Source organism: Bradyrhizobium australafricanum, from assembly GCF_020329495.1.
GTDB lineage: Bacteria > Pseudomonadota > Alphaproteobacteria > Rhizobiales > Xanthobacteraceae > Bradyrhizobium > Bradyrhizobium australafricanum.
The window spans coordinates 211,757-234,113 of sequence record NZ_JAGKJL010000004.1 but is presented as its reverse complement, the minus strand read 5'-3'; the positions used below and the strand labels follow the sequence as shown (position 1 = coordinate 234,113).

Sequence of the window (22,357 nt, the reverse complement as noted above, 5' to 3'; positions counted from 1 at the left end):
TCCGTCAGGATAGTTTGACGTCAGGCTCGGCCCGACCGCGCGCGGCGGCCTCGAGCAGGAACGTCCTGCCATGCTCGGGATCGGCCGCACGCTGCGCCTCATCCATGTCCTGCCAGGCCGAGGTGACCAGCACGCGCGAGAAGTCGCGGCCGACGAATGCCGGGCAGCTCGATTGCCTCGCCGGTACGCGCAGCGAACGCAGATGCCGGCCGGCGGGATCGTAAACGTCGACGCAACCGCCGCCCCAGCGCGCGTTCCAGATCAGCCCGTCGGCATCGACGATCGCACCGTCGAGCCCGCCGCTGCCTCGATGTCTGATCAATTCGGTAGCCTCGCCGACCGGCAGTCCTGTTGATGGATCGAGCGGCACGCGATGCAGCACGTTGGTTGCGGTATCGGCGAAATAGCCGATGTCGCCCGCGGGCGAAAAGCAGATCGCATTTGGGATGGTGATCCCGGGATACAGCCGCACGATGCGGCCCCGGTGCAGCGCATAGATCGCGCCGGCACCCTGCTCGGCATGGCGCCCCATGGTGCCAAGCCAGAACGTGCCCGACGGATGCACCCGCGCATCGTTGGAGCGCGTCAGCGGATTGTCGGCCTCCAGCGCGGTGAACAGCTCCAGGCGGCCGTCGGCAACGTGCCGTACATAAAGTCCATCTTCGGTCAGGATCAGCTGCCGCTCGCCGTCGATCCGCGCCAATGCACTCGCCATTTTCGGCAATGCGTGAATGACGGTGCGGCCACCAGCAAATCGATGCTCGAACAGCCGGCGCTCGCGGATATCGAACCACCAGGCGGTGTCGGTCGCCGCATCATAGGTCGGGCCTTCGCCGAGATGGCAACGCTCCGCCGACAGCACCGATGTCGGCACCTCTTCCATCGGCGGCTCGGCGGCACGGTTGGTCATGGCGTGACTCATGCGGTTGAGAAGCGGTAGACGATGCTGCGCCGATAGAGCTGCCCCGGATCGAGCCGCGCCGACGGGAAGTCGGGCCGGTTCGGCGTATCCGGCCAGGCATGCGGCTCGAGACAGAGCGCGTCGGATTGCCGGTACAGACGATCGCCCTTGCCGGTGGTCGAGCCGTCGAGGAAATTGCCGGAATAGAACTGCAGTCCCGGCTGATCGGTGAGCAGCTCCATCACGCGGCCGCTGTGCGGCGCCTCGAGGCGCGCAGCAAGGCAAAGGCCCGCCCCCTTGGCCAGACAGAAATTGTGGTCATAGCCGCGCCCGAGCCGCAGCTGCTCGTCATTCATCCTGATCCGCGCGCCGATGGCTGTAGGCTTGCGGAAGTCGAACGGCGTGCCGTCGACCGGCCGCGGCGGTTCGTGGAGCGGGATCGCCGTGGCATCCACCGCGAGGAAATGGTCGGAGACGATCGTCAGGCGGTGATCGAGGATCTGCATGCCCGAGCGCGCGCCCTCGAGATTGAAGAAACTATGATTGGTGAGATTGAGGCAGGTCGGCCGGTCCGTCGTCGCCTCGTAGGTGACCGAGAGCTCCATCGGACTGCGCACGCGATAGGTCACGCGCGCCGCGAGATTGCCCGGATAGCCCTCCTCGCCATGCGGGCTCTCGCGCTCCAGCACCAGCGTCGGTCCCGGATCATCCGATAGTTCGACGATCCGCCACAGCTTGCGATCAAAGCCCTGCAGGCCGCCGTGCAGCGCGTTGGGACCGTTGTTGGCGTCAAGCTGCACCGTCTCGCCATCGAGCAAGAAGCGCGCACCGGCGATCCGGTTGGCATAGCGCCCGATCGTCGCGCCGAAGAATTTGCGCTGTGCGAGATAGCCGTCGAGCTCATCGTGGCCAAGCACGATGTCGTCGCAATGCCCGTCACGATCCGGCGCAAGCAGCGCTTGCAGCGTGGCGCCGAACGGAAGGATGGCGGCCTCAAAACCATGTTCACCGCGCAAGATCACGCGCTCGACCACGGTGCCGTCGTGCAACTTGCCGAAGGGAGCGCGACCAATGCTGGCTGATGTCATTGTCAGTCCTCGAACGCCTCGACGAGGCGCCGTCGCCCGAGCATGAAGCTATCGGCGACAAGCCGCAAGGGCGCGAGGTCGACATCGGATTTTCCTTCCGAGGTCAGCGCGACGAAGCGGCGGTACAGCGCGGGATATTCCTCATCCGGCGCATCGACCACCAGCCTGCCGCCATCGCGCAGCTGCCTTCCACCTTTCGACAGCGTCACGGGCCCGGCCTCGGTCTCGCACAGGATGTCCCAGCTCGGCGATCCGGTCTGGCGGAAATCGAATTCGGCGTGAATTGGCAATCCGCCCGCGTCGGCAAGTTCGATCTCTGCCGCAATCGGCGCCTCCCGATTGGACGGAAAGTCCAACGCCGCGCTCCTGATAAAGACCGCACGCGGCAGGATCTCGGTCAGGATCGACAGCGCGTTGATGCCGGGATCGAACACGCCGAAGCCACCCGCCTCGAAGATCCAGGCCTGGCCCGGATGCCAGACGCGCACGTCTTCCTTCCAGATGATGGTCACCTCGTTGATGGTGCGTCTCGCGAGCAATTGCCGCGCAGGGCCGACCGCGGCCGCATAGCGTGAATGCCATGTGGCGAATAATGTCCGACCCGCCTCGTGCGCGGCCGCGATCAGCGGCGTGAGTTCGCTTAACGTCGTGCCCGGCGGCTTCTCCAGCAGCACATGCTTACCCGACGCGAGCGCGGCGGCGGCCTGCGCGTGGCGCACCTGCGGTGGCGTACACAGCGCGACCGCGTCGATCTCCGGCCCGTCGCGCAACAGCTCCTGCATGTCGCGGAAATGCGGCAGGCCGGGCGGAGTCTTCACGGGATCAACCACCGCGACGAGAGCTACGCCTGACGTCTTCGCGATCGCAGGCAGGTGCTGCCGGCGCGCGATCTCGCCATAACCGACGATGGCGATGCGAAGCAGGTCACTCATGGCCGTCCTCGCGTTGCTGTCCGCCTGGCCGGCTGAAACCGCCAGGCAGAATCATAAGCCAGCGCCGAATACCAACGGCATGATGTGATTTTGGTTGCGGACACGCAAGTCCACGACGCTCTGGTGCGCGCCTCGCGGCCGGGGCATTGGCTTTGATCAATCAAGGCCGACGCTCCAACCTCGCCCGAAATTGCGCTAGCGTGCGGCCTCAAACCCGCCGAGCACCGCCGTCAGATTGGCGCCGAGGATGTCGGAGAGATAGCCGCCCTCCTGCACCAGCACTGTCGGCAACCCGAATCGGGCCAGCCCCTCGCCGATGCGGCGGAAGCCGTCGGTGGTGACGGCGAGACCGGCAAGCGGGTCCTTCTCGGAGGCGTCGAGACCGAGCGCGACCACAAGCGCGGTCGGGGCGAAGGAGCGGATTGCCTTCTCCGCCGCTGCGAGCGCCTTCATGTAGTCGTCGTCACCGGTGCCCTTGGCGAGGGGAATGTTGAGATTGGTGCCGAGGCCGCCTCCGGCGCCGCGCTCATGCGCATAGCCCCAGACGAAGGGGTAGAAGAACGACGGATCGGCGTGGATCGAGACGGCGAAGACATCCGGCCGCTCATAGAAGATGCCCTGCGTGCCGTTGCCGTGATGCACGTCGACGTCGAGGATCGCGACGCGCTCATGCTTCTGGCGCAGATGCTCGGCCGCAATCGCGCTGTTGTTGAGGAAGCAGAAGCCGCCGGCGAGGTCGCGATAGGCGTGGTGGCCGGGCGGGCGGCACAGCGCGTAGACGGCATCCTCGCCGTCCAGCACCATCTGCGCGGCGGTGACCGCGACGTCGCTCGAGGCGCAGGCGCCTGCCCAGGTCCCGGGACCGATCGGAGCCGCGGTGTCCATCGTGTGCCAGCCGAGCTTGCCGACGATATGAGCAGGGTACGTGCCGGCATTGCGCACCGGATGGATGTTCGCGATCATCTCCGGCCCGGCATTGCCGAGCGCCGACCATTCGTCCCAGGCGTCCGCGAGAAAGCTCAGATATTCCGGACTGTGCACGCGCGCCCGCGGCCCCTGCCCGAACCTGGTCGGCTCGATCAGCGTGTGCTTGCCGGCCTTCAGGCCCGCCAGCAGGCGGTCGGCGCGTTCGGGCTGTTCGGTGGTACGCTGGACCACACCGCGGACCAGGAAGAATTGCGGATCATGGCTGCGGTGCAGATCACTGTAGACGGCCTTCACGGGGACACTCCTGTTGGATCGGCGGCTGAGCTGGACAGAGCGAGGGCAATGTGCCGCACGCAAGCTCTGGCTTGCGCGTTGTACACTATCAGCGTCGGCGACGATCTGAAACCGAGCGCGATTTCATGCTATGCCCGCATGCAGCGCAATGATTGAAAGACGCAGGACGCGAAGTCCGGCCATGGCCAGCGGCAAGACGGTGACAGAGGAAACGGCAACGGGGCGGCGCGGGCGGCCGCGTTCCGCCGCGACCACGGCCGCGATCCTGGAAGGCGCCTATCAGCTGATGGCGACGACCGGCCTCGCCGCGACCACCATCGACGCGATCGCCAGACATTCCAACGTCTCGAAGATGACGATCTACAAATGGTGGCCGTCGCGCGAAGCGTTGCTGATCGATGCCTTCCTCGACCAGGCCTCGCGGGCCGTGCCGCTGCCCGAAACCGGCAGTCCGGTGGCCCGCATCCGCCGCCATGTCGCAACCTATGTCGAGGCGTTGCAGGGCGAGTTCGGCCGGGTGCAGCTCGCCGTGATCTCGGAATGCATCTCGAAGACCGGCACGGCGGAGCTGTTCTACGAGCGTTACCTCGGCCTGCGTCGCAGCAGGATGCTGGAGATCATCGCCGCCGGCCAGAAGGACGGCAGCATCGGCGCGCCGGGCGTCCCCGGCGATATCTATGACGCGATCTATGGCAGCCTGTTCTATCGCTACGTCTTCGGCATCAAGCCGTTGACGCCGGCCTACGCCCGCAATCTCGTCAATCTGGTGCTGCGGCCCCGCGCGGACGCTTGACTATCAAGCAGAGCGCTGGCGCTGACGGCGGAACCAGGCCCAGGTCTCGCGCGTCACGGCCCGGTAACTGCTGCCGCGATACACGATGTGGCCATCGACGATGGCGTTGAGCTTCGGCAGCGCATGGAACGGCACCGTGGGATAGGCGTGGTGCTCGACATGGTAAGGCATGTTCCAGGCGAACCATTTCATGATCCTGCCGGTCATCGTTGTGCGCGTGTTCTCGAACGCGCTCCGCGTCCGCTCGCAGCCGGTGTGCTCGGCATAGAGATAGGGGCGCAGGATGAGCTGACCGGCCAGGAGCGGCACGATCCACACCCAGAGCAGGATCGCACTGTGCAGCGCGAACGATGCCGCGAGCAACAGCAGATAGCCCGCGAGATAGAGCCTCGCCTCCAGCACGATCGCGGCACGCTTGTGCTCCGGAATCCACGGCACGACCACCTTTCCGGTGAGTGCATGCCAAAACATCAGGCGGAAGCGAACCAACACCTGCAGCAGTCCCGAATAGGCGATCGCGAGCTGGGTGTCCGACGCGGGCTTGGGGCCGACGATCAGCTCCGGGTCCTTCTCCGGATCCTGCGTGTGGCGGTGATGGTCCCAGTGGAACAGGCAGTAGTACTGGTAGGGCAGGCCGATCATGAAGGCGGACAGATTGCCGACGACAAGATTGAGCGCTGGACTGCGGAACGCCGTCTTGTGCGCGGTCTCATGCACCACCATGAACAGGAACGCGACGAAGTAGCCCTGCACCGCAATCAGCGGCAGCGCCCATGGCAGACCGTAGCGCGATGAGACCAGGGAGATCAGCGCGCCGACGATGACGATCATCCCGTAATGGCTTGCCGCGCGCACCGCGCCGGCAAGGTTCGACTTGGTCGACAAATCGCGCAAGGTCAGCGGGCTGAGCGGCTTCAGGCGGGGTCCGGCGTCACTGGTCTCTGCGGTGCTCATGGTCGTCTCACCTGTCAGCGTTGCAGCAGCGCCGAGATTTCGGCGTTGATGAAGGCGCGGTCTTCGGCGTTGTTGGCGGGATTGCCGGCCCGGTGCCCATGGATCGACGGAATTGCGTGCAGCGCGGCCGAGCGCGCGTTGACCAGGCGGCCGAGTTCATCCTCGTTGTCGCGCGCGTCGAAATAGCGATCGGTACGCCCCGGCATCAGCAGGATATGCGCCCTGATCGCGGCGAGCGCGCGGTCGAAGTCGCCGCCGAATTGATCGCAACGGCTGATATCGCCGGCCTGCCAGATCGCGACCTGCGCCAGCAGATCATTCGCATCGCGCCGCGCGAAGGCACCGTCCCAGGACCCCGCGAGGTAGTGCTCGAGCGAGTTAAAGCCGGCCGCGCGCCAGACTTGCTCGCGATAGAACTCATGCGACATCGCCCAGCCGGCGTAGACGCGCCCCATCGCACGAAGGCCCGCCGCGGGCTTGCTGACGAAGCGGCCGTCCCGGTAGGCCGGGTCGGCGGTCAGCGCGGCCCTCACGCCTTCGAGGAACACATGATTGTACGGCGAGCATCGCGCGCTGCCGCAAACCACGGCTGCGCGCTCGACCATGTCGGGATACCGCGCGGCCCAGTGATAGGCCTGCATGCCGCCCATCGACCAGCCATAGACCAGCGCGAGCCTGGTCACGCCGAACCGCTCGACCAGCAGCCGCCGCTGGATCGCGACCGCGTCATGATAGGTGAAGGCAGGAAACGGCGCGCCGCCGAGCACCTCGACCGAATTCGACGGCGAGGACGACAGGCCATTGCCGAACAGATTCGCGATGACGATGAAGTAGCGCTCGGGATCGAGCGCACCGCCCGGCTGTACCAGCCATTCGATGTCGGTGTGCTGTGCGGCGAACGACGTCGGATAGAGGATGACGTTGTCCCGCGCCGCATTCAGCGTGCCATAGGTCTTGTAGGCGAGCCTCAGTTGCGGAAACACGGCACCGCCCTGCAGCGTCACATCACCTGCCTCGAACACCTCATAGTCGCGCGGCGTGGTCATCAGCATTCGATCTCGAGCAGCCGGGCGCAACGCTGCGCCCTTAATAACTGTACTATTGGTACACTAAATACGAAACCCTGGCAATAGCGGCAAAGGTGGAATGACACCGGGCCGATCCATTCAAAATCGGTATGGATCAATACCCGTTTCGGCTTGGACCCATTGTCGTCATCTCTCTAGGACAGACCCCGAGGAAATTTTCGAGGAGGCGCTAATGAGCGCAATTGTGTCCGCCGCAGACACGCGGCGATCCCGCGTCCGGCTCTTGATCGTGACGATGCTGTTTCTCGTCACCACCGTGAACTATGCCGATCGCGCTACGCTCTCGATCGCCGGCCCCGCGCTTTCCAAGGAACTGCATCTCGATCCCGTCGCGATGGGCTACGTGTTCTCGGCCTTCGGCTGGTCCTATGTGGTCGCGCAGGTGCCGTGCGGCTGGTTGCTCGACCGCTTCGGCTCCAAATGGGTCTATGCGATCAGCATCATCGTCTGGTCGATCTTCACCGCGATGCAGGGCCTGGTTGGGTTTCTGTCCGCGGGCGCGGCCGTGGTCCTGTTGTTCGCTCTGCGCTTCCTGGTCGGCATCGCCGAGGCGCCGTCATTCCCGGCCAATGCCCGCATCGTCGCCTCCTGGTTCCCCGGCAATGAACGCGGTACCGCCTCGGCCTTTTTCAATTCGGGGCAGTATTTCGCCACCGTGATCTTCGCGCCGCTGATGGGCTGGATCGCCCATGAGTATGGCTGGCGCCATGTGTTCTACGTGATGGGTGCGCTCGGTATCGTCATGGGCATTGCCTGGATCAAGACCATCTACGAGCCGAAGGAGCACCCCGCGATCAACGAGGCCGAGTTCGACTACATCAAGCAGGGCGGCGCGCTGGTCGACATGGACGCGGCGAAGGCCGGCAAGACACAGGACAGCGGCCCCAGCTGGGACCACATCCGTCAGTTGCTCGCCAACCGCATGATGCTCGGCGTCTATATCGGCCAGTACTGCATCAACACCCTGACCTATTTCTTCCTGACCTGGTTCCCGGTCTATCTGGTGAAGGAGCGCGGGCTCTCGATCCTGCAGGCCGGCTTCGTCGCGACCTTGCCGGCGCTGTGCGGCTTCATCGGCGGCGTGCTCGGCGGCGTGATCTCGGACTATATCCTGCGCCGCACCGGCTCGCTGACCATGGCGCGCAAGATCCCGATCGTCGGCGGCATGCTGCTGTCGATGTCGATCATCGCCTGCAACTATGTCGACGGCCAGGCACTGGTGGTCGGCTTCATGGCGCTCGCCTTCTTCGGCAAGGGCATCGGCGCGCTCGGCTGGGCGGTCGTCTCCGACACCTCGCCGAAGGAAGCCGGCGGCGTTTCCGGCGGATTGTTCAACACCTTCGGCAACCTGTCCTCGATCACGACGCCGATCATCATCGGCTACATCCTGGCCGCCACCGGCTCGTTCAACGGCGCGCTGGTGTTCGTCGGCGCCAACGCGCTGGTCGCGGCGATCGCCTATCTGTTCATCGTCGGCGAGATCAAGCGGGTGCAGCTCAAGGCGGCGTGAACGCGCTTCACCTCTCCCCGTAAGAACGGGGAGAGGGAGCAGAAAACCAAACGGCGGCTTAGGCCGCCGTCTTTGTCTGCTTGTTTGTCTGCTTTTTTGTCTTCTTGGCCAGTGGGAGGCATCGATGCTAGAACGTACAAATCCCCGCGCGATCAATTCCGGGCTTGCATCGATGTTCGACCTGAGCCAGCTCCGCTGCTTTGTCACGGTGGCCGAAGAATTGCACTTCGGCCGCGCCGCGGCGCGGCTCAACATGACGCAGCCGCCGCTGAGCCGGCAGATCCAGGTGCTCGAACACATCATCGACGCGCCGCTGTTGGAACGCACCAGCCGCTCGGTGCGGCTGACGCCGGCCGGACGCAGTTTCCTGCCCGAGGCGCGGCGCATCCTCAAGCTCGCGGAATCCGCCTCGCAGGTTGCCCGCCGCATCGCTCTCGGCAAGACCGGCTCGCTCAAGATCGGCTTCACCGCCGCGGCCGCCTACGGCTTCCTGCCCGACCTGATCGCAGCCTGCCGCTCGCGCCTGCCCGAGGTCGATTTTTCGCTGAAGGAGATGGTCTCCGGCGATCAGTTCGAGGCGCTCACCACCGGGCAGATCGACGCCGGCCTGCTGCGCCCGCCGATCGCGCGGCCGGAATTCGCCAGCCGGCGCGTCGTGGCCGAGCCGCTGCTCGCCGCGATCCCGAAGAAGCATCCGCTGGCCGCGGCCGAGACCGTCAGCATCAAGGATTTCGACGACCAGCCCTTCGTGATGTATTCGCCCTATGAGGCGCGCTACTTCCATGATCTCCTGGTGTCGATGTTCACGCGCGCCGACGTGCTGCCGCGCTATGTGCAGCATCTCAGCCAGATCCACTCGATCCTCGCCATGGTGCGCGCCGGGCTTGGCGTCGCGATCGTGCCGGAAGCGGCCGCCAGCCTGAAGATCGCGGAGGTCAAGCTGAAGCCGCTGAAGCTGCGATCACCCGTGCCGGTCGAGCTGTTCATGGTGTGGCGGCGCGATCACGAGAACCAGTTGCTGCCGCCGCTGATCGAGATCGCAACCGAAATCGCAGCGCCGCATCTGCGCGGCGATTGATGCAGAGTTAGCATCGCTCGATACCGCGTTTGGCTTGGACGCGCATCGAAGCATTCCCTAGAAATTCCGCCATGGACGCGCGCTGCTCGCGCATCCCGTTCCCAGAAACATTCAAGGAGTGGCGCCATGAGCAAGATGACCCCTCAGGAGATGGCCGCGAGAATCGGTGGCGGCCTCCTGTCCTTCCCCGTGACCCCGTTCAACGCGGACTATTCGTTCGACGAGGCGACCTATCGCGCCAACATGGACTGGCTGTGCGGCTATGACGTTGCCGGCCTGTTCGCCGCCGGCGGCACCGGCGAGTTCTTCTCGCTGACGCCGAGTGAAGTTCCCCACGTCGTGAAGATCGCGGTCGACGAGACCAAGGGCCGCGTTCCCGTGCTGGCCGGCACCGGCTACGGCACCGCGATCGCGCGCGAGATCGCGGTTGGCGCCGAGAAGGCCGGCGCCGACGGCCTGCTCTTGCTGCCGCCCTATCTCACGCATGCCGAGCAGGACGGCCTCGCCGCGCATGTCGAAGCGGTGTGCTCGTCGGTCAAGATCGGCGTCATCGTTTACAACCGCGACAATGCGATCCTGCAGCCCGATACGCTGGCGCGCCTCTGCGAGCGCTGCCCGAACCTCGTCGGCTACAAGGACGGTATCGGCGATATCGAGCTGATGACCCGCGTCTACACCCGGCTCGGCGATCGCCTGACCTATATCGGCGGCCTGCCGACCGCGGAGACCTTTGCCCTGCCCTATCTCGACATGGGCGTGACCACCTATTCGTCGGCGGTGTTCAATTTCGTGCCGGAATTCGCCACCAAGTTCTACGCCGCGGTGCGCCGGCGCGATCATCAGACCATCCATGCAGGTCTGAAGGATTTCATCCTGCCGCTGATCGCGATACGCAACCGCAAGAAGGGTTATGCGGTGTCGATCATCAAGGCCGGCATGAAGGTGATTGGCCGCTACTCCGGCCCGGTGCGGCCGCCGCTGACCGATCTCACCGCGCAGGAGACCGCCGAGCTCGCTGCACTGGTGGCCAAGCTGCCGCGGGCCGCCGCGCAGCAGGCGGCAGAATAAGCCGAACGGGCCAAGAAAACAGCAAAGGACGAAGGGAGGAGCAGATGATCCAGGACATGATCCGCACCGGCTTTGCCGGCGCACCTGTTGTCACGGCGATGGAGGTGATCCCGGTCGCCGGCCGCGACGGCATGCTCCTCAATCTGAGCGGCGCGCATGCGCCGTTCTTCACCCGCAACCTCGTTATCCTCGCCGACAACTCCGGTCACACCGGCGTCGGCGAGGTGCCGGGCGGCGAGAAGATTCGCAAAACGCTCGAGGACGCCCGCGACCTCGTCGTCGGCCAGACCATCGGCGCCTGCAACAACATCCTGGCCTCGATGCGCCAGGCCTTCGCCGACCGCGACGCCGGCGGCCGCGGCAAGCAGACCTTCGATCTCCGCGTCACCATCCATGCGGTCACCGCGGTCGAATCCGCGCTGCTCGATCTGCTCGGCCAGCATCTCAATCTCCCGGTCGCAGCGCTGCTTGGCGAAGGCCAGCAGCGCGCCAGCGTCGAGACACTCGGCTATCTCTTCTTTGTCGGCGATCGCAAGAAGACCAGCCTTCCCTATGTCGAGGGCGAGACCGGCAAGCCCGACTGGTTCGATCTGCGCCACCAGGTTGCGATGACGCCGGAGGCGATCGTGCGCCTCGCCGAAGCGACGCAAGCGCATTACGGCTTTGCCGATTTCAAGCTCAAGGGCGGCGTGCTCAGGGGCGAAGAGGAGATCGAGGCCGTCACCGCCATTGCAAAACGCTTTCCGAAGGCGCGCGTCACGCTCGACCCGAACGGCGCCTGGTCGCTCGACGAGGCGATCCGGCTGTGCAGCAACATGCATGGCGTGCTCGCCTATGCCGAGGACCCCTGCGGCGCCGAGGCCGGCTTCTCCGGCCGCGAGATCATGGCCGAGTTCCGCCGCGCCACCGGGCTGCCGACCGCGACCAACATGATCGCGACCGACTGGCGCCAGCTCTCGCACGCACTGCGGCTTGGCGCAGTCGACATTCCGCTCGCCGATCCGCATTTCTGGACCATGCAGGGCTCGGTACGGGTGGCGCAGACCTGCCGCGACAACGGCCTGACCTGGGGCTCGCACTCCAACAACCATTTCGATATTTCGCTGGCGATGTTCACCCATGTCAGCGCCGCCGCGCCCGGCAAGGTGACCGCGATCGACACCCACTGGATCTGGCAGGACGGCCAGGCGTTGACGCGCCAGCCGCTCCAGATCAAGGGCGGCAAGATCGCGATCCCGGATCGGCCGGGCCTCGGCATCGAGCTCGATCGCGGTGCCATCGAGGCCGCGAACGCGCTATACAAGCAGCATGGTCTCGGCGCCCGCGACGACGCGCTGGCCATGCAGTTCCTGATCCAGGGGTGGACCTTCGACGACAAGCGTTCCTGCCTCGTGCGCTAAACAAGAAAGGTTGGAAACATGACCGCTCACCAGAAGAACTTCATCGCCGGCGAATGGGTCGACGGAACAGGCATCACGCGGGACATCAACCCCTCCAACACCAAAGACGTGGTCGGCGAATACGCCAGGGCCGACAAGGCGCAGACCGAAAAGGCGATCGCCGCCGCGAAGGCCGCATTCCCGGACTGGGCGCGCTCGACGCCGCAGGAACGCTTCGACGCGCTGACCAGGATCTCCGTCGAAATCCTCGCCCGCAAGGAAGAGCTTGGCCGCCTGCTCGCCCGCGAGGAGGGCAAGACGCTGCCGGAAGGCATCGGCGAGGTGGCGCGCGCTGGACAGATCTTTGCGTTCTTTGCCGGCGAAGCGCTGCGGCTGATGGGCGAGAAAGGCGCATCGGTGCGCCCCGGCCTCGACGTCGAGATCACCCGCGAGCCGGTCGGCGTCGTCGGCATGATCACGCCGTGGAACTTCCCGATCGCGATCCCGGCATGGAAGATCGCGCCGGCGCTCTGCTACGGCAACACGGTGGTGTTCAAGCCGGCCGAGCTGGTGCCGGGCTCCGCCCATGCACTGTCCGAGATCATCGCGCGTTCCGGCATTCCGGCGGGGGTCTTCAATCTCGTGGTCGGCTCGGGCTCGGTGGTCGGCCAGACTCTGCTCGATCATCCCGATGTCGCCGCGATCTCCTTCACCGGCTCGGTGCAGACCGGCCGCAAGATCGCTCAGGCCTGCGTGCTCTCCAACCCCATGAAGAAGTTCCAGCTCGAGATGGGCGGCAAGAACCCGCTGGTCGTGCTCGACGACGCCGACGTAAAGGTCGCGGTCGAGGTCGCGGTCAACGGCGCCTATTTCTCGACCGGCCAGCGCTGCACGGCGTCCTCGCGCCTGATTGTCACCGCGGGGATTCACGACCGCTTCGTCGCCGCGATGACCGAGCGCATGAAGGGGCTCTCGGTGGATGACGCGCTGAAGAGCGGCGTGCATGTCGGCCCGGTGGTCGACCAGAGCCAGCTCGACCAGGACCTCCGCTACATCAAGATCGGCCAGGATGAAGGCGCCCGCCTGCACTGGGGCGGCGAATTGTTGAACCGCGAGACGCCCGGCTTCTATCTGCAGCCGGCGCTGTTCACCGAGGCGACCAACCAGATGCGCATCGCCCGCGAGGAGATCTTTGGCCCGGTGGCCTGCGTGATCCGCGCCAAGGATTATGAAGAGGCGCTGGCGATCTCGAACGACACCGAGTTCGGCCTCGCCTCGGGCATCTGCACGTCAAGCCTGAAATACGCCTCGCACTACAAGCGCAACAGCGAAGCCGGCATGGTGATGGTCAACCTGCCGACCGCCGGCGTCGACTACCACGTCCCGTTCGGCGGCCGCAAAGGCTCGAGCTACGGCGCACGCGAACAGGGTGCCTATGCCCGCGAGTTCTACACCACGGTGAAGACGGCTTACACGTTCCCGGGTTGAGACAGTTTGAGACGCGATGCAGCCGCGTAAGTGCTGCGCCCCCGCTTGCGGGGAAGGGTTGGGGTGGGGGCTCTCCCCGCGTGTCATGCCGTGGAGAGAGCCCCCACCCGGATCGCATCTTCGATGCGATCCGACCTCCCCCCGCAAGCGGGAGAGGTGAAGTGAAGCCAGGAGGAATACGGCATGGACCAGTCGATCGGCGCGCAGGAGCAGCCCCGCTACATCAAGCTCAACGAGCACGACAACGTCGCGATCGTCGTGAATGATTTCGGCCTGCCCGCCGGCTCGCGCTTCGCCTCGGGTCTGACGCTGCGTGCTTTCGTGCCGCAGGGCCACAAGACCGCGCTCGAAGACATCGCCGAGGGCGCGCCGATCGTCCGCTATGGCGAAGTGATCGGCACGGCGCTGTCGCCGATCCTGGCCGGTGAGTGGGTCGACGAGGCACGCATCCGCATGCCCGAGGCGCCACCGCTCGATCAGCTCGAGATCGCGACCGTGGTGCCGCCCGCGCTGCCGCCGCTCGAAGGCTTCACCTTCGAGGGCTATCGCAATCCCGACGGCTCGGTCGGCACCAAGAACATCCTCGGCATCTCCTCCTCCGTGCAATGCGTCAAGGGCACGATGGAATATGCAGTGAAGCGCATCCGCGCCGAGCTCTTGCCGAAATATCCCAATGTCGACGACGTCGTGCCGTTGACGCACGCCTATGGCTGCGGCGTCGCGATCACGGCGCCCGACGCCGTGGTGCCGATCCGCACCCTGCAGAATCTCGCGCTCAATCCGAATTTCGGCGGCGAGATCCTTGTCGTCGGACTCGGCTGCGAGAAGCTCGCGCCCGAACGGCTGGTGCCGGAGGGCGTCGGCGATGCCATCGTGCGGATGCAGGACGAGGCGTTTGACGGCTTCGGCGCCATCGTCGACGCCATCATGACCCAGGCCGAGGCCCGGCTGAAGGTGCTCAACGCGCGCAAGCGCGAGACCTGCCCGGCCGCTGACCTTGTGATCGGCCTGCAATGCGGCGGCAGCGACGCGTTCTCCGGCGTCACCGCGAACCCCGCGGTGGGCTTTGCCGCGGACCTCTTGGTGCGCGCCGGCGCGACCGTGATGTTCTCGGAAGTCACCGAGGTGCGCGACGCGATCCAGCTGCTGACCCGCCGCGCCGTCAACGAGGATGTCGGCCGCGCCCTGATCCGCGAGATGGAATGGTATGACGGCTATCTCGCGCGCGGCGGCGCCGACCGCAGCGCCAACACCACGCCGGGCAACAAGAAGGGCGGGCTCGCCAACATCGTCGAGAAGTCGCTCGGCTCGATCGTCAAGTCGGGCTCCGGCCCGATCGCGGGCGTGCTGTCGCCGGGCGAGAAGGCGCGGCAGAAGGGCATGCTGTTTGCGGCGACGCCGGCGAGCGACTTCATCTGCGGCACGCTACAGCTCGCCTCCGGCATGACCTTGCAGGTGTTCACTACCGGCCGCGGCACGCCCTATGGCCTCGCCGCCGCGCCGGTCATCAAGGTCGCGACCCGCAGCGAGCTGGCACGACGCTGGAAGGACCTGATCGATTTCGACGCCGGCTGCATCGCCACCGGCGAGAAGACCATCGAGGAAACCGGCTGGGACCTGTTCCGCCTGATCCTCGACGTCGCGAGCGGGCGCACCAAGCCATGGTCGGACCGCTGGGGCATCCACAACGATCTGACGCTGTTCAACCCGGCGCCGGTGACCTGAGCAACCGTGCCTCCTTAACCACCCGTTAGCCACGTCCTGATCGGCCGGGGAACGTCGCAATTCGATTCAAATTGTCTGGGCATGGAGGCACACATGACCCGGACCATCAATGATCTCAGAGATCAGGCCGACCGCGCGGAGCGGCTGGCACGCACCGGCATGGACTCGTTGACGGCCGAGCGCCTGCGTGCCTACGCGGAGGAATGTCGTATCGCAGCGGCCGAGCGGGAGAGGCAATCGGGGGCATCACCAGCGGCATAGATGTCCGGGGTTCGCCACCACACGCTCGTCAAAATTTCTCGAGTCCTCGCACTTCCCTGGCGGCGACCTTGATCAGCGGCTTGACCGCCTGTTCCTCTCGGCCAAGCACAACGCCCGAGGCAAAGGCGCTGGCGCGCTCCTTCCGATGCGGGGCCTTCAGCGCCGCATCGACCGCCAGCTTGCGGTGCGCAACAAAATCGTTGAGCGAGCCGAGCGCATCCTGGACCCGCTTCAGGTGCCTGGACAGCCGCGCGAGTTGCCTACGCTCACCCTTGCGCGGAAACAGGCTTTCGAAGAAATCGATCGCGTATCTGAGCTTCTTGGCCCTGATGCGCAGCTTGTGCCGCTCCCGGGCCGACAGCTCGTCGAGACGCCGGCCATCCTTGCGCAGCTTCCTGATGCGGCGATGCAGCAGCGCGGCGGCGAAGTCCTCGATCGGACCGCCTTCGTCCTCCGCGGCAATGGTCTGCTTTGCCTCGATCCATTGCAACGTGTCGATCAGCATGGAGCGATAGCGCCGCGAATTGACCGCGTGCCTCGCGCCGGCAAATGCGCGGTCGCGGCGACCGGAAAACTCCTGCCGGATCGCTTTGCCGCCGCGCCGCAGCAACGCGTCATGCGATGCAGGCTCGATATCTTCCTTGACGAACACGTCAAGCTCGCGCGCCGGGGCGAGCGCATTGGTGAGCCACTTCAGCTGCGTCTTGATGTCTTCCGTCGGGGCCACGGTCAGGATCTTCGAGAACAGCGAGATCGCGGCGCGCAGCCGCCGCAACCCGACCCGCATTTGGTGAATGCCTTCCGCCTCGCCCTCGCGGACGGCCTCGGCATTCGACGAGAAGTGACGAAGCGCGGCGCGCGCGATCACCCGGAACGCCGCGCCGGCGGTAAGTCCGGCGTCGAGCACGATGCTCCCGGCGGAGACGACGACATGCTCCTCGCCATCGGCAAGTTCATAGCCGTGTTCGGCTTTCGAGCGCAGATCGAGCTCCGCCGCCGCCTTCCGCTCCAGCGCCCTTGCGACCCGGAACAGGTCGAGCGGGCGGCCGCTCTTGAGTTCGAGTTCGACCTCGTCGATTCGGCGCGAACGGTGCCCGGCCGTGGTGTAGCCGCGATCGATCGCGAGTTCGATCTCGCTGCGTTTGGTCCGCAGCGGCACGGTGATACGCCGCACTGACGTCTCGAATACCGGCTTCAGCTTGCGACCCAGCCTGCCAGACGCGAGATCTTCGAGCGGCGTACCCTCGGCCTTATCGAGGTCGAAGTGTCCGTCCGCTAGGTCAGTCTCCCATTCGCCCCGTTCAAACTGCGGACCCGCTCCCGACTTGATAGTCTGAACATAGTTGCCGCCATCCCGCCGCACGCGCAACGTCAGTCCGTGCCGCTTGAGCTTGTGCTTCGTGGTGTCGAAATAAGTCGAGACGAGATCGCTCTCGGATGGTGCACCGCTCTTGCTGCCGGCGACCCGCGGTTTCTTCAGTCCCTTGAGCTTGCGCGCGGGAACGTGGAATTTGAGCTCCGTCTCGGCCGCCATCGTCGCTCCATCGCCTGGGGCACCAAGCAAACGTCCGCCGTGACGAGGTCAGCGACGGACGTTCATGCTCGCACAGGATCGCCTGAGTTGGCGTCAATCGTCGTCGTTATGGATGACGGTCTTGCTGCGATTGCCGAATTCGTCCCGCTTCTTGATGACCGTGGTCCGGTCATGGCGCGGCTCACGCTCCCTGATCACCGTGGTGCGATCACGATCGCGATCGCGATATTCGGGTGCCCGACCAACCGTTACGCCTGCGCCGACGGGACCTGCGCGGACACCGATATCATTGGCGAACACAGGCGATGCGATCGCGGTCACCATGGCCGCGGCTAGCAGATACGTCCTCATGCCGTCTCTCCTCCTCCAGTTGCGACGTGAAGGAGGAACGTCGACTGCGACGCACCGTTCCTGTATCGACCGTGCTGCAATTGCTCACGCTCAGTTGCGAAATATCGCGCCGGGAACTCGCTGAACAGGCATTCATCTGTGTGGCGAAATACCCATGTTCCACGCGTTGAATAGCCTGAATTGATGTCCCACGTCCTTAACTAATAGGAGGACGTTCCATGAAACAGTCACAGCACTTCCGCGACAATGCGGAGAACTGCGCGCAACTTGCCGAGCGTGCCGACGACGGGCCGACCTACAATCGCTTCAAGCGAATGGAAGCGGCTTGGCGCGCGCTGGCAAAGGAACAGGACTGGCTCGACGGCGAGACCTCGCCATCGGAAAATGCAGCCTAGATCCGGGCCGGCCGTGGCGGCAAATGCGACGTCGCCACGGCCCGCGGCCTACTCGGCGCTGCGCTGCCGCTGCCAGCGCAACAGATAGGCCTGCAGCCGCCAGATGATCGCCGACAGCACCACGCCGACCAGCATCAGCACCACGACCGCAACCATCATGCCCGAGGCCTCGCCGCGCGCCTCCGATTCGATGATGAGGCGACCGATGCCGCGCTCGGCGCCGATGAACTCGCCGACGATCACGCCGATCAGCGCGAAGGAGATCGCGGGCGTCAGCGAGGCGAACACCCAGGCCATGGTCGAGGGGATCACCACCGTCCTGGTGATCTGCCACTCGCTGGCGCCGAGCAGCCGCGCCGCGTTGGTGAAACCCTCGTCGATCGAGCGGGCGCCCTCGAATGTGTTGAAGAACACCAGGAACACAACGACGATCCACGACGTCACGATCTTCGACATGTCGCCGATCCCGAATGCCAGCACGATGATCGGCGCCAGCGCGATCCGCGGGATCGAATTCACCGCGGTGATGAAGGGCTGAAAGATCGCGCTCAGCCGGTCGGATCGTCCCAGGATCAGCCCGGCGACGAAGCCGCTGACCACGCCGGTGATGAAGCCGAAGAAGGTATTCTTCAGGGTGATGGCGGTCGCGGCCCAGAGGTTGTTCTCGTTGCGCGCCAGGCACTTTCCGAAGTCGCCGTTGAACCAGCCGTTGAAGGCGCCGAGCTTCGAGGTCAGGCAGCTCTGGATCAGGAAGTTGTCGAAGATCATCGACGGCTTCGAGATGAAGTAGGGATCGAGCAGGTCGGGCACCAGCCAGGGCAGTTTGGTGCGGAGGTCGTAGCCCCATTGCCAGACCGACAGCACGACAACGCAGATCAGGACCTGCCAGCCGACCGTGCCGAGCGTGCCGTACCGTTTCATGTGCTGCGGCCCTTGACGAATTCCTCGCCCAGCGAATGCCAGATGTGCTGGAACAGCTCGGCATAATGCGGGGTCTCGCGCACCTTCACCGCATCGCGCGGGCGGTCGAAATCGACCTCGAACATGTCCTTGATCCGGCCCGGCCGCGCCGAGAACAGGATGATGCGGTCGGCCAATGTCAGTGCCTCGCCGAGATCGTGGGTCACGAACAGCACGGTCTGCTGCTCGCGCTCCCAGATCCGGAGCAGCACCTCGTGCATGTCGATCTTGGTGTGGGTGTCGAGCGCGCCGAACGGCTCGTCCATCAGGAGAATCTGCGGCTCGACGATCAGCGTCCGCATCAGCGCCGCGCGCTGCCGCATGCCGCCCGACAGCGCCGACGGATAGGCGTTCTCGAATCCCTTCAGGCCGGCTTGCGCGACGCATTCGGCGATGCGTTCCTTCCGTTCGTGAGCCGGCACGCCTGATAGCTCCAGCCCGTAGCCGATATTGTCGCCGACGGTCCGCCATGGAAACAGCGTGTCGCGCTGGAACACATAGCCGACATTGGGCGTCGCCTTGCCGGCGACGACGCGCTTGCCGTCGATCCGGATCTCGCCGCCGGTCGGGCGGATCAGCGAGGCGATCATGTTGAGCACGGTGCTCTTGCCGGAGCCCGACGGCCCGAGCAGCGCGACGAACTCGCCGCGGCGGACGTCGAAGGTGACGTCGCGCACGGCCTCGATCGTGGTTTTGGCGAGCTGGAACGACTTGCTCAGGCCCTTGACCTCGACGCGGCGATCGGCCGAGGCGCGCGGCGATACGGTTGCGCTTGTCTCGAGCGCGCTCAACCCGGATAGGCCTTTCGCGCCGCTTCGATCAGGTTCGAATTGACCACATCGGCGATCTTGAGCGGCTTGATGCCGGTCATCTCGCGGAACCAGACCTTCTCGCCGCGAGCGAAGCTCGCGGCGTCGATCGAGCCCTCATAGTCCGCGACCTTCTGGATCGACGTAATCTCCAGCAGATTGGCCTCGCGCGAGGTGCTGCCGACATAGGGCTCGATGGCGTCATAGACCTCGGTCGGCTTGTGGGTCTTGATCCACTGCGAGGCCCGCCACAGTGCGGTGACATAGGCCTGCATCTTGGCCGGGTCCTTGTCGATGGTGGCTTGCAGCGTGAAATGCGCCGTCACCGGCACCTTGCCGCCGATATGCTTGTTCCAGATCGCCTCATCGGTGCCGTCGAACAGCAATTCGCCCCAGCCCTGCTGCTGTGCCTCGTTCAACAGCGACAGCGAGCTGACGAGGATATCGACCTGCTTCGACTTCAGCGATCCCAGCATGGTGTCGACATTGCCGGTGCCGATCCAGGTCACCTTGTCGTCGAGCCCCATGGTTTCCATGTAATAGGACGACCAGACATGGTTGGTGCCGCCGAGCGAGGAGACCGAGACGATCGGCTTGCGGCCGTCGGGCCGCTTCCATTGCGTGAACGCCTCCAGCGAGTTCATGCCCTGGTCCTTCAGATCCTTGCGGATAATGAACATCACCGAGTTCGATCGCGTGTCGACCGGCAACAGCACGCGCGCGGCGCGGCCGTGATTGGTCAGCTGCATCGGATGGGTGACGTCGCCGATGCCGATATCGCCCTGCGACGAGGCGATGATCTCGCGGGTCTTCACGCCGCTGCCGCCCTGCACCAGCTTGCAGTCGAGCCCGGCCTCCTTGAAGTAGCCTATACGGTCGGCGACGAACTGCGTCTGATAGACTGGCACCGCGACCGGATAGATAGCGCGGCCCGCGGCCGCCTGCGCCCACGCACGCCCGGTCGCCAGCGCGGCGCCGCCGGCGGCGATGACCGTCAGCGCCGATCGCCTTGAAATGTGGGGCATGGTGAGGCGCGCCATCACGCGTGCTCCTTGGCCGAGATCCTGTCGAGTGCGCCGAGCACCGCATCGCCCATCTGGACAGTCGACAGCTTTTTCGCCCCGGCCTCGGCGATATCGGCCGTGCGGGCGCCGGAGGCCAGCGCGGTCTGCACCGCCTTCTCGAGCAGGTCGGCGTCCTCGGGCCGGTTCAGCGTCAGGCGCAGCAGCATCGCGACACTCAGGATCGAACCGAGCGGATTGGCGATGCCCTTGCCCGCGATATCGGGCGCGCTGCCATGCACCGGCTCATAGAGCGCCTTGCGCCGGCCGAAGCGATCGACCGGGCCGAGCGAGGCCGACGGCAGCATGCCGAGCGAGCCCGAAGCCATCGCCGCGCAGTCGGACAGGATGTCGCCGAAGATGTTGCCGGTCACCATCACGTCGAACTGCCGCGGCTCGCGCACGATCTGCATCGCGGCGTTGTCGACATAGAGATGGGTCAGCTCGACATCGGAGAACTCCTCCTTGTGCAGCTTGATCACCTCCTCGCGCCAGACCACGCTGGTCTCCAGCACATTGGCCTTGTCGACCGAGCAGACCTTGTTGCGCCGGGTCCGCGCCAGTTCGAGGGCCGAGCGCGCCACGCGGCGGATCTGGTTCGTGGTGTATTGCTCGGTGTTGAAGCCGCGGCGCTGGCCGTCGGGCAGCGTCTCGATGCCGCGCGGCTCGCCGAAATAGATGCCGCTGGTCAATTCGCGGATGATGACGAAATCGACGCCGTCGAGCACCTCGGCCTTGAGCGGCGCGGAGGCCGACAGTGCCGGGCTCGCCACGATCGGTCGCAGATTGGCATAAAGATCGTATTTGCTGCGCAGGCCCAGCAGACTGCCGGCCTTGCGTGCCGCGGCCGGCACTTCGGTGGTCTCCGGCCCGCCGGTTGCCCCCCACAGGATCGCGTCGGCCTCGTCCATCGCCGCGGCGGTATCCTCGGGCAGCACCTTGCCGGTCGCCAGATACGGGATCAGGCCGTACTGCGCCTCGCGCAGCGTCATCGGAACGCCGCGCTTCGCCGCGAACCAGTCGAGCACGCGGCGCGACTGCGCGGTGACCTCGGGGCCGATGCCCTCGCCGCCGACGACGGCGACCTTGACCATGTTGGATTGCGTGCTCATGCCGGTGTCCTTGAAGCGGATGTCGTTGTCGAATGAATCCATGGCCGCGCCGCGCGGTCGGAGGCCTGGAAGGCGTGGATCTCGTCGTCGCGCTGCAGCGTCAGCGCCACCTCGTCGAGCCCCTTCAGCAGCCCCTCGCGCCGCCGCGGATCGATCTCGAACGAATGCCGCGCGCCCGACGGCGAGACGACGGTCTGGGCCTCGAGGTCGATCGAGACCTTGCCCGCGCCCTGCGTCGCCTCGATGTCGGCGGCAAGCTGATCGACCACCGCCTTGTCGACGATGACGGGAAGGATTCCGTTCTGGAAGCAGTTGGCGAAGAAGATGTCGCCGAAGCCGGAGCCGATGATGGCGCGGATACCGCGCTCCTGCAGCGACCACACCGCGCCCTCGCGCGAGGAGCCGCAGCCGAAATTCGGCCCGGTCACCAAGATCTCCGCCTCGCGGTACGGCTCGCGGTTCAGGATGAACTCCGGATTCTCCGAGCCGTCGGGCAGATAGCGCAGCGAGCCGAACGCCCATTTACCGAGCGTGCCGCGGATCGAATTGCCCACCAGCCGCTCGATGCGGATGATGACGTCGGTATCGATATTGCCGCGCATGATCGGCGCGGCGGTTGCGGTGAGCTTGTCGAACGGTTTTGGCATGC

General features: G+C 65.5%; 22 protein-coding genes. 9 read left to right on the top strand and 13 right to left on the bottom strand.

The window, feature by feature from the left end; genetic code table 11:
* Positions 1-4: 4 nt before the first annotated feature.
* From J6525_RS06400 to J6525_RS06385, 4 genes are all read right to left on the bottom strand, one after another.
* Positions 5-883, bottom strand: a complete 879-nt coding sequence (locus tag J6525_RS06400; RefSeq protein ID WP_225642942.1) for an SMP-30/gluconolactonase/LRE family protein — start codon at positions 881-883, stop codon at positions 5-7.
* Positions 884-918: 35 nt separating this feature from the next.
* On the bottom strand, positions 919-1,989 hold the full coding sequence (locus J6525_RS06395; RefSeq protein WP_225642918.1) for an aldose epimerase family protein: 1,071 nt from the start codon (positions 1,987-1,989) through the stop codon (positions 919-921).
* 2 nt (positions 1,990-1,991) lie between these two features.
* Complete coding sequence (locus J6525_RS06390; RefSeq protein WP_225642916.1) at positions 1,992-2,921, bottom strand: Gfo/Idh/MocA family protein; 930 nt, start codon at positions 2,919-2,921, stop codon at positions 1,992-1,994.
* A gap of 195 nt (positions 2,922-3,116) precedes the next feature.
* Positions 3,117-4,142 carry a histone deacetylase family protein gene (locus J6525_RS06385; RefSeq protein ID WP_225642914.1) on the bottom strand — a complete coding sequence of 342 codons (1,026 nt, stop codon included), beginning with the start codon at positions 4,140-4,142 and terminating at the stop codon, positions 3,117-3,119.
* A 181-nt stretch (positions 4,143-4,323) separates the two neighbouring features.
* Between J6525_RS06385 and J6525_RS06380 the strand changes: the two genes are divergently transcribed.
* A complete protein-coding gene (locus J6525_RS06380) occupies positions 4,324-4,935 on the top strand; it encodes a TetR/AcrR family transcriptional regulator (protein ID WP_092089640.1) in 612 nt (203 codons plus the stop codon).
* A gap of 3 nt (positions 4,936-4,938) precedes the next feature.
* Here J6525_RS06380 and J6525_RS06375 read toward each other — a convergent pair whose 3' ends face one another.
* Positions 4,939-5,889, bottom strand: a complete 951-nt coding sequence (locus J6525_RS06375) for a fatty acid desaturase (RefSeq protein ID WP_225642912.1) — start codon at positions 5,887-5,889, stop codon at positions 4,939-4,941.
* A gap of 14 nt (positions 5,890-5,903) precedes the next feature.
* Positions 5,904-6,935 (bottom strand): alpha/beta fold hydrolase, encoded by a 1,032-nt coding sequence (locus J6525_RS06370; protein ID WP_225642940.1) that lies wholly within the window; start codon positions 6,933-6,935, stop codon positions 5,904-5,906.
* 214 nt (positions 6,936-7,149) lie between these two features.
* On the opposite strand from J6525_RS06370, the gene J6525_RS06365 reads away from it, so the two are divergent.
* From J6525_RS06365 to J6525_RS06335, 7 genes are all read left to right on the top strand, one after another.
* Positions 7,150-8,487, top strand: coding sequence for an MFS transporter (locus J6525_RS06365; protein ID WP_225642910.1), 1,338 nt, complete (start codon positions 7,150-7,152; stop codon positions 8,485-8,487).
* A gap of 172 nt (positions 8,488-8,659) precedes the next feature.
* The gene (locus J6525_RS06360) at positions 8,660-9,565 is read left to right on the top strand and encodes a LysR family transcriptional regulator (RefSeq protein WP_092089636.1); all 906 of its coding nucleotides are present in this window, start codon (positions 8,660-8,662) and stop codon (positions 9,563-9,565) included.
* 126 nt (positions 9,566-9,691) lie between these two features.
* Positions 9,692-10,633, top strand: coding sequence for a 5-dehydro-4-deoxyglucarate dehydratase (kdgD, locus tag J6525_RS06355; RefSeq protein ID WP_092089635.1), 942 nt, complete (start codon positions 9,692-9,694; stop codon positions 10,631-10,633).
* Between the two features lie 44 nt (positions 10,634-10,677).
* Positions 10,678-12,033: a glucarate dehydratase gene (gene gudD, locus J6525_RS06350; protein WP_225642908.1), complete on the top strand. Its 1,356-nt coding sequence runs from the start codon at positions 10,678-10,680 to the stop codon at positions 12,031-12,033.
* 18 nt (positions 12,034-12,051) lie between these two features.
* Positions 12,052-13,500, top strand: coding sequence for an aldehyde dehydrogenase family protein (locus tag J6525_RS06345; protein WP_225642906.1), 1,449 nt, complete (start codon positions 12,052-12,054; stop codon positions 13,498-13,500).
* Positions 13,501-13,683: 183 nt separating this feature from the next.
* Positions 13,684-15,225: a galactarate dehydratase gene (gene garD / locus J6525_RS06340; protein WP_225642904.1), complete on the top strand. Its 1,542-nt coding sequence runs from the start codon at positions 13,684-13,686 to the stop codon at positions 15,223-15,225.
* Between the two features lie 93 nt (positions 15,226-15,318).
* On the top strand, positions 15,319-15,486 hold the full coding sequence (locus J6525_RS06335; protein ID WP_225642902.1) for a hypothetical protein: 168 nt from the start codon (positions 15,319-15,321) through the stop codon (positions 15,484-15,486).
* A 28-nt stretch (positions 15,487-15,514) separates the two neighbouring features.
* On the opposite strand, the gene J6525_RS06330 is transcribed toward J6525_RS06335, so the two are convergent.
* Together J6525_RS06330 and J6525_RS06325 are read right to left on the bottom strand one after the other, a co-directional pair.
* The gene (locus J6525_RS06330) at positions 15,515-17,020 is read right to left on the bottom strand and encodes a CYTH and CHAD domain-containing protein (protein ID WP_225642900.1); all 1,506 of its coding nucleotides are present in this window, start codon (positions 17,018-17,020) and stop codon (positions 15,515-15,517) included.
* Positions 17,021-17,113: 93 nt separating this feature from the next.
* Positions 17,114-17,371, bottom strand: a complete 258-nt coding sequence (locus J6525_RS06325) for a hypothetical protein (protein WP_225642898.1) — start codon at positions 17,369-17,371, stop codon at positions 17,114-17,116.
* A 218-nt stretch (positions 17,372-17,589) separates the two neighbouring features.
* On the opposite strand from J6525_RS06325, the gene J6525_RS06320 reads away from it, so the two are divergent.
* Positions 17,590-17,766, top strand: coding sequence for a hypothetical protein (locus J6525_RS06320; protein WP_168857282.1), 177 nt, complete (start codon positions 17,590-17,592; stop codon positions 17,764-17,766).
* A gap of 48 nt (positions 17,767-17,814) precedes the next feature.
* Here J6525_RS06320 and J6525_RS06315 read toward each other — a convergent pair whose 3' ends face one another.
* From J6525_RS06315 to leuD, 5 genes are read right to left on the bottom strand one after another with little or no spacing between them, the layout of a single operon-like run.
* Complete coding sequence (locus J6525_RS06315) at positions 17,815-18,687, bottom strand: ABC transporter permease (RefSeq protein ID WP_225642896.1); 873 nt, start codon at positions 18,685-18,687, stop codon at positions 17,815-17,817.
* Positions 18,684-19,517 carry an ABC transporter ATP-binding protein gene (locus tag J6525_RS06310; RefSeq protein ID WP_225642894.1) on the bottom strand — a complete coding sequence of 278 codons (834 nt, stop codon included), beginning with the start codon at positions 19,515-19,517 and terminating at the stop codon, positions 18,684-18,686. The genes J6525_RS06315 and J6525_RS06310 overlap by 4 nt, the downstream gene beginning before the upstream one ends.
* Positions 19,514-20,575 carry an ABC transporter substrate-binding protein gene (locus J6525_RS06305; RefSeq protein ID WP_225642892.1) on the bottom strand — a complete coding sequence of 354 codons (1,062 nt, stop codon included), beginning with the start codon at positions 20,573-20,575 and terminating at the stop codon, positions 19,514-19,516. Before J6525_RS06305 ends, J6525_RS06310 begins: the two co-directional genes overlap by 4 nt.
* On the bottom strand, positions 20,575-21,708 hold the full coding sequence (gene leuB / locus J6525_RS06300) for a 3-isopropylmalate dehydrogenase (RefSeq protein WP_225642938.1): 1,134 nt from the start codon (positions 21,706-21,708) through the stop codon (positions 20,575-20,577). The genes J6525_RS06305 and leuB overlap by 1 nt, the downstream gene beginning before the upstream one ends.
* The gene (leuD, locus tag J6525_RS06295) at positions 21,705-22,355 is read right to left on the bottom strand and encodes a 3-isopropylmalate dehydratase small subunit (RefSeq protein WP_225642890.1); all 651 of its coding nucleotides are present in this window, start codon (positions 22,353-22,355) and stop codon (positions 21,705-21,707) included. Before leuD ends, leuB begins: the two co-directional genes overlap by 4 nt.
* Between the last annotated feature and the right edge of the window lie 2 nt (positions 22,356-22,357).

Coding starts and splice junctions, on each gene's coding strand:
- J6525_RS06400 (WP_225642942.1), bottom strand. CDS start 883: ATGGAAGAGGTGCCGACATCGGTGCTGTCGGCGGAGCGTTGCCATCTC.
- J6525_RS06395 (WP_225642918.1), bottom strand. CDS start 1,989: ATGACATCAGCCAGCATTGGTCGCGCTCCCTTCGGCAAGTTGCACGAC.
- J6525_RS06390 (WP_225642916.1), bottom strand. CDS start 2,921: ATGAGTGACCTGCTTCGCATCGCCATCGTCGGTTATGGCGAGATCGCG.
- J6525_RS06380 (WP_092089640.1), top strand. CDS start 4,324: ATGGCCAGCGGCAAGACGGTGACAGAGGAAACGGCAACGGGGCGGCGC.
- J6525_RS06375 (WP_225642912.1), bottom strand. CDS start 5,889: ATGAGCACCGCAGAGACCAGTGACGCCGGACCCCGCCTGAAGCCGCTC.
- J6525_RS06370 (WP_225642940.1), bottom strand. CDS start 6,935: ATGACCACGCCGCGCGACTATGAGGTGTTCGAGGCAGGTGATGTGACG.
- J6525_RS06365 (WP_225642910.1), top strand. CDS start 7,150: ATGAGCGCAATTGTGTCCGCCGCAGACACGCGGCGATCCCGCGTCCGG.
- J6525_RS06360 (WP_092089636.1), top strand. CDS start 8,660: ATGTTCGACCTGAGCCAGCTCCGCTGCTTTGTCACGGTGGCCGAAGAA.
- kdgD (WP_092089635.1), top strand. CDS start 9,692: ATGAGCAAGATGACCCCTCAGGAGATGGCCGCGAGAATCGGTGGCGGC.
- gudD (WP_225642908.1), top strand. CDS start 10,678: ATGATCCAGGACATGATCCGCACCGGCTTTGCCGGCGCACCTGTTGTC.
- J6525_RS06345 (WP_225642906.1), top strand. CDS start 12,052: ATGACCGCTCACCAGAAGAACTTCATCGCCGGCGAATGGGTCGACGGA.
- garD (WP_225642904.1), top strand. CDS start 13,684: ATGGACCAGTCGATCGGCGCGCAGGAGCAGCCCCGCTACATCAAGCTC.
- J6525_RS06335 (WP_225642902.1), top strand. CDS start 15,319: ATGACCCGGACCATCAATGATCTCAGAGATCAGGCCGACCGCGCGGAG.
- J6525_RS06330 (WP_225642900.1), bottom strand. CDS start 17,020: ATGGCGGCCGAGACGGAGCTCAAATTCCACGTTCCCGCGCGCAAGCTC.
- J6525_RS06325 (WP_225642898.1), bottom strand. CDS start 17,371: ATGAGGACGTATCTGCTAGCCGCGGCCATGGTGACCGCGATCGCATCG.
- J6525_RS06320 (WP_168857282.1), top strand. CDS start 17,590: ATGAAACAGTCACAGCACTTCCGCGACAATGCGGAGAACTGCGCGCAA.
- J6525_RS06315 (WP_225642896.1), bottom strand. CDS start 18,687: ATGAAACGGTACGGCACGCTCGGCACGGTCGGCTGGCAGGTCCTGATC.
- J6525_RS06305 (WP_225642892.1), bottom strand. CDS start 20,575: ATGGCGCGCCTCACCATGCCCCACATTTCAAGGCGATCGGCGCTGACG.
- leuB (WP_225642938.1), bottom strand. CDS start 21,708: ATGAGCACGCAATCCAACATGGTCAAGGTCGCCGTCGTCGGCGGCGAG.
- leuD (WP_225642890.1), bottom strand. CDS start 22,355: ATGCCAAAACCGTTCGACAAGCTCACCGCAACCGCCGCGCCGATCATG.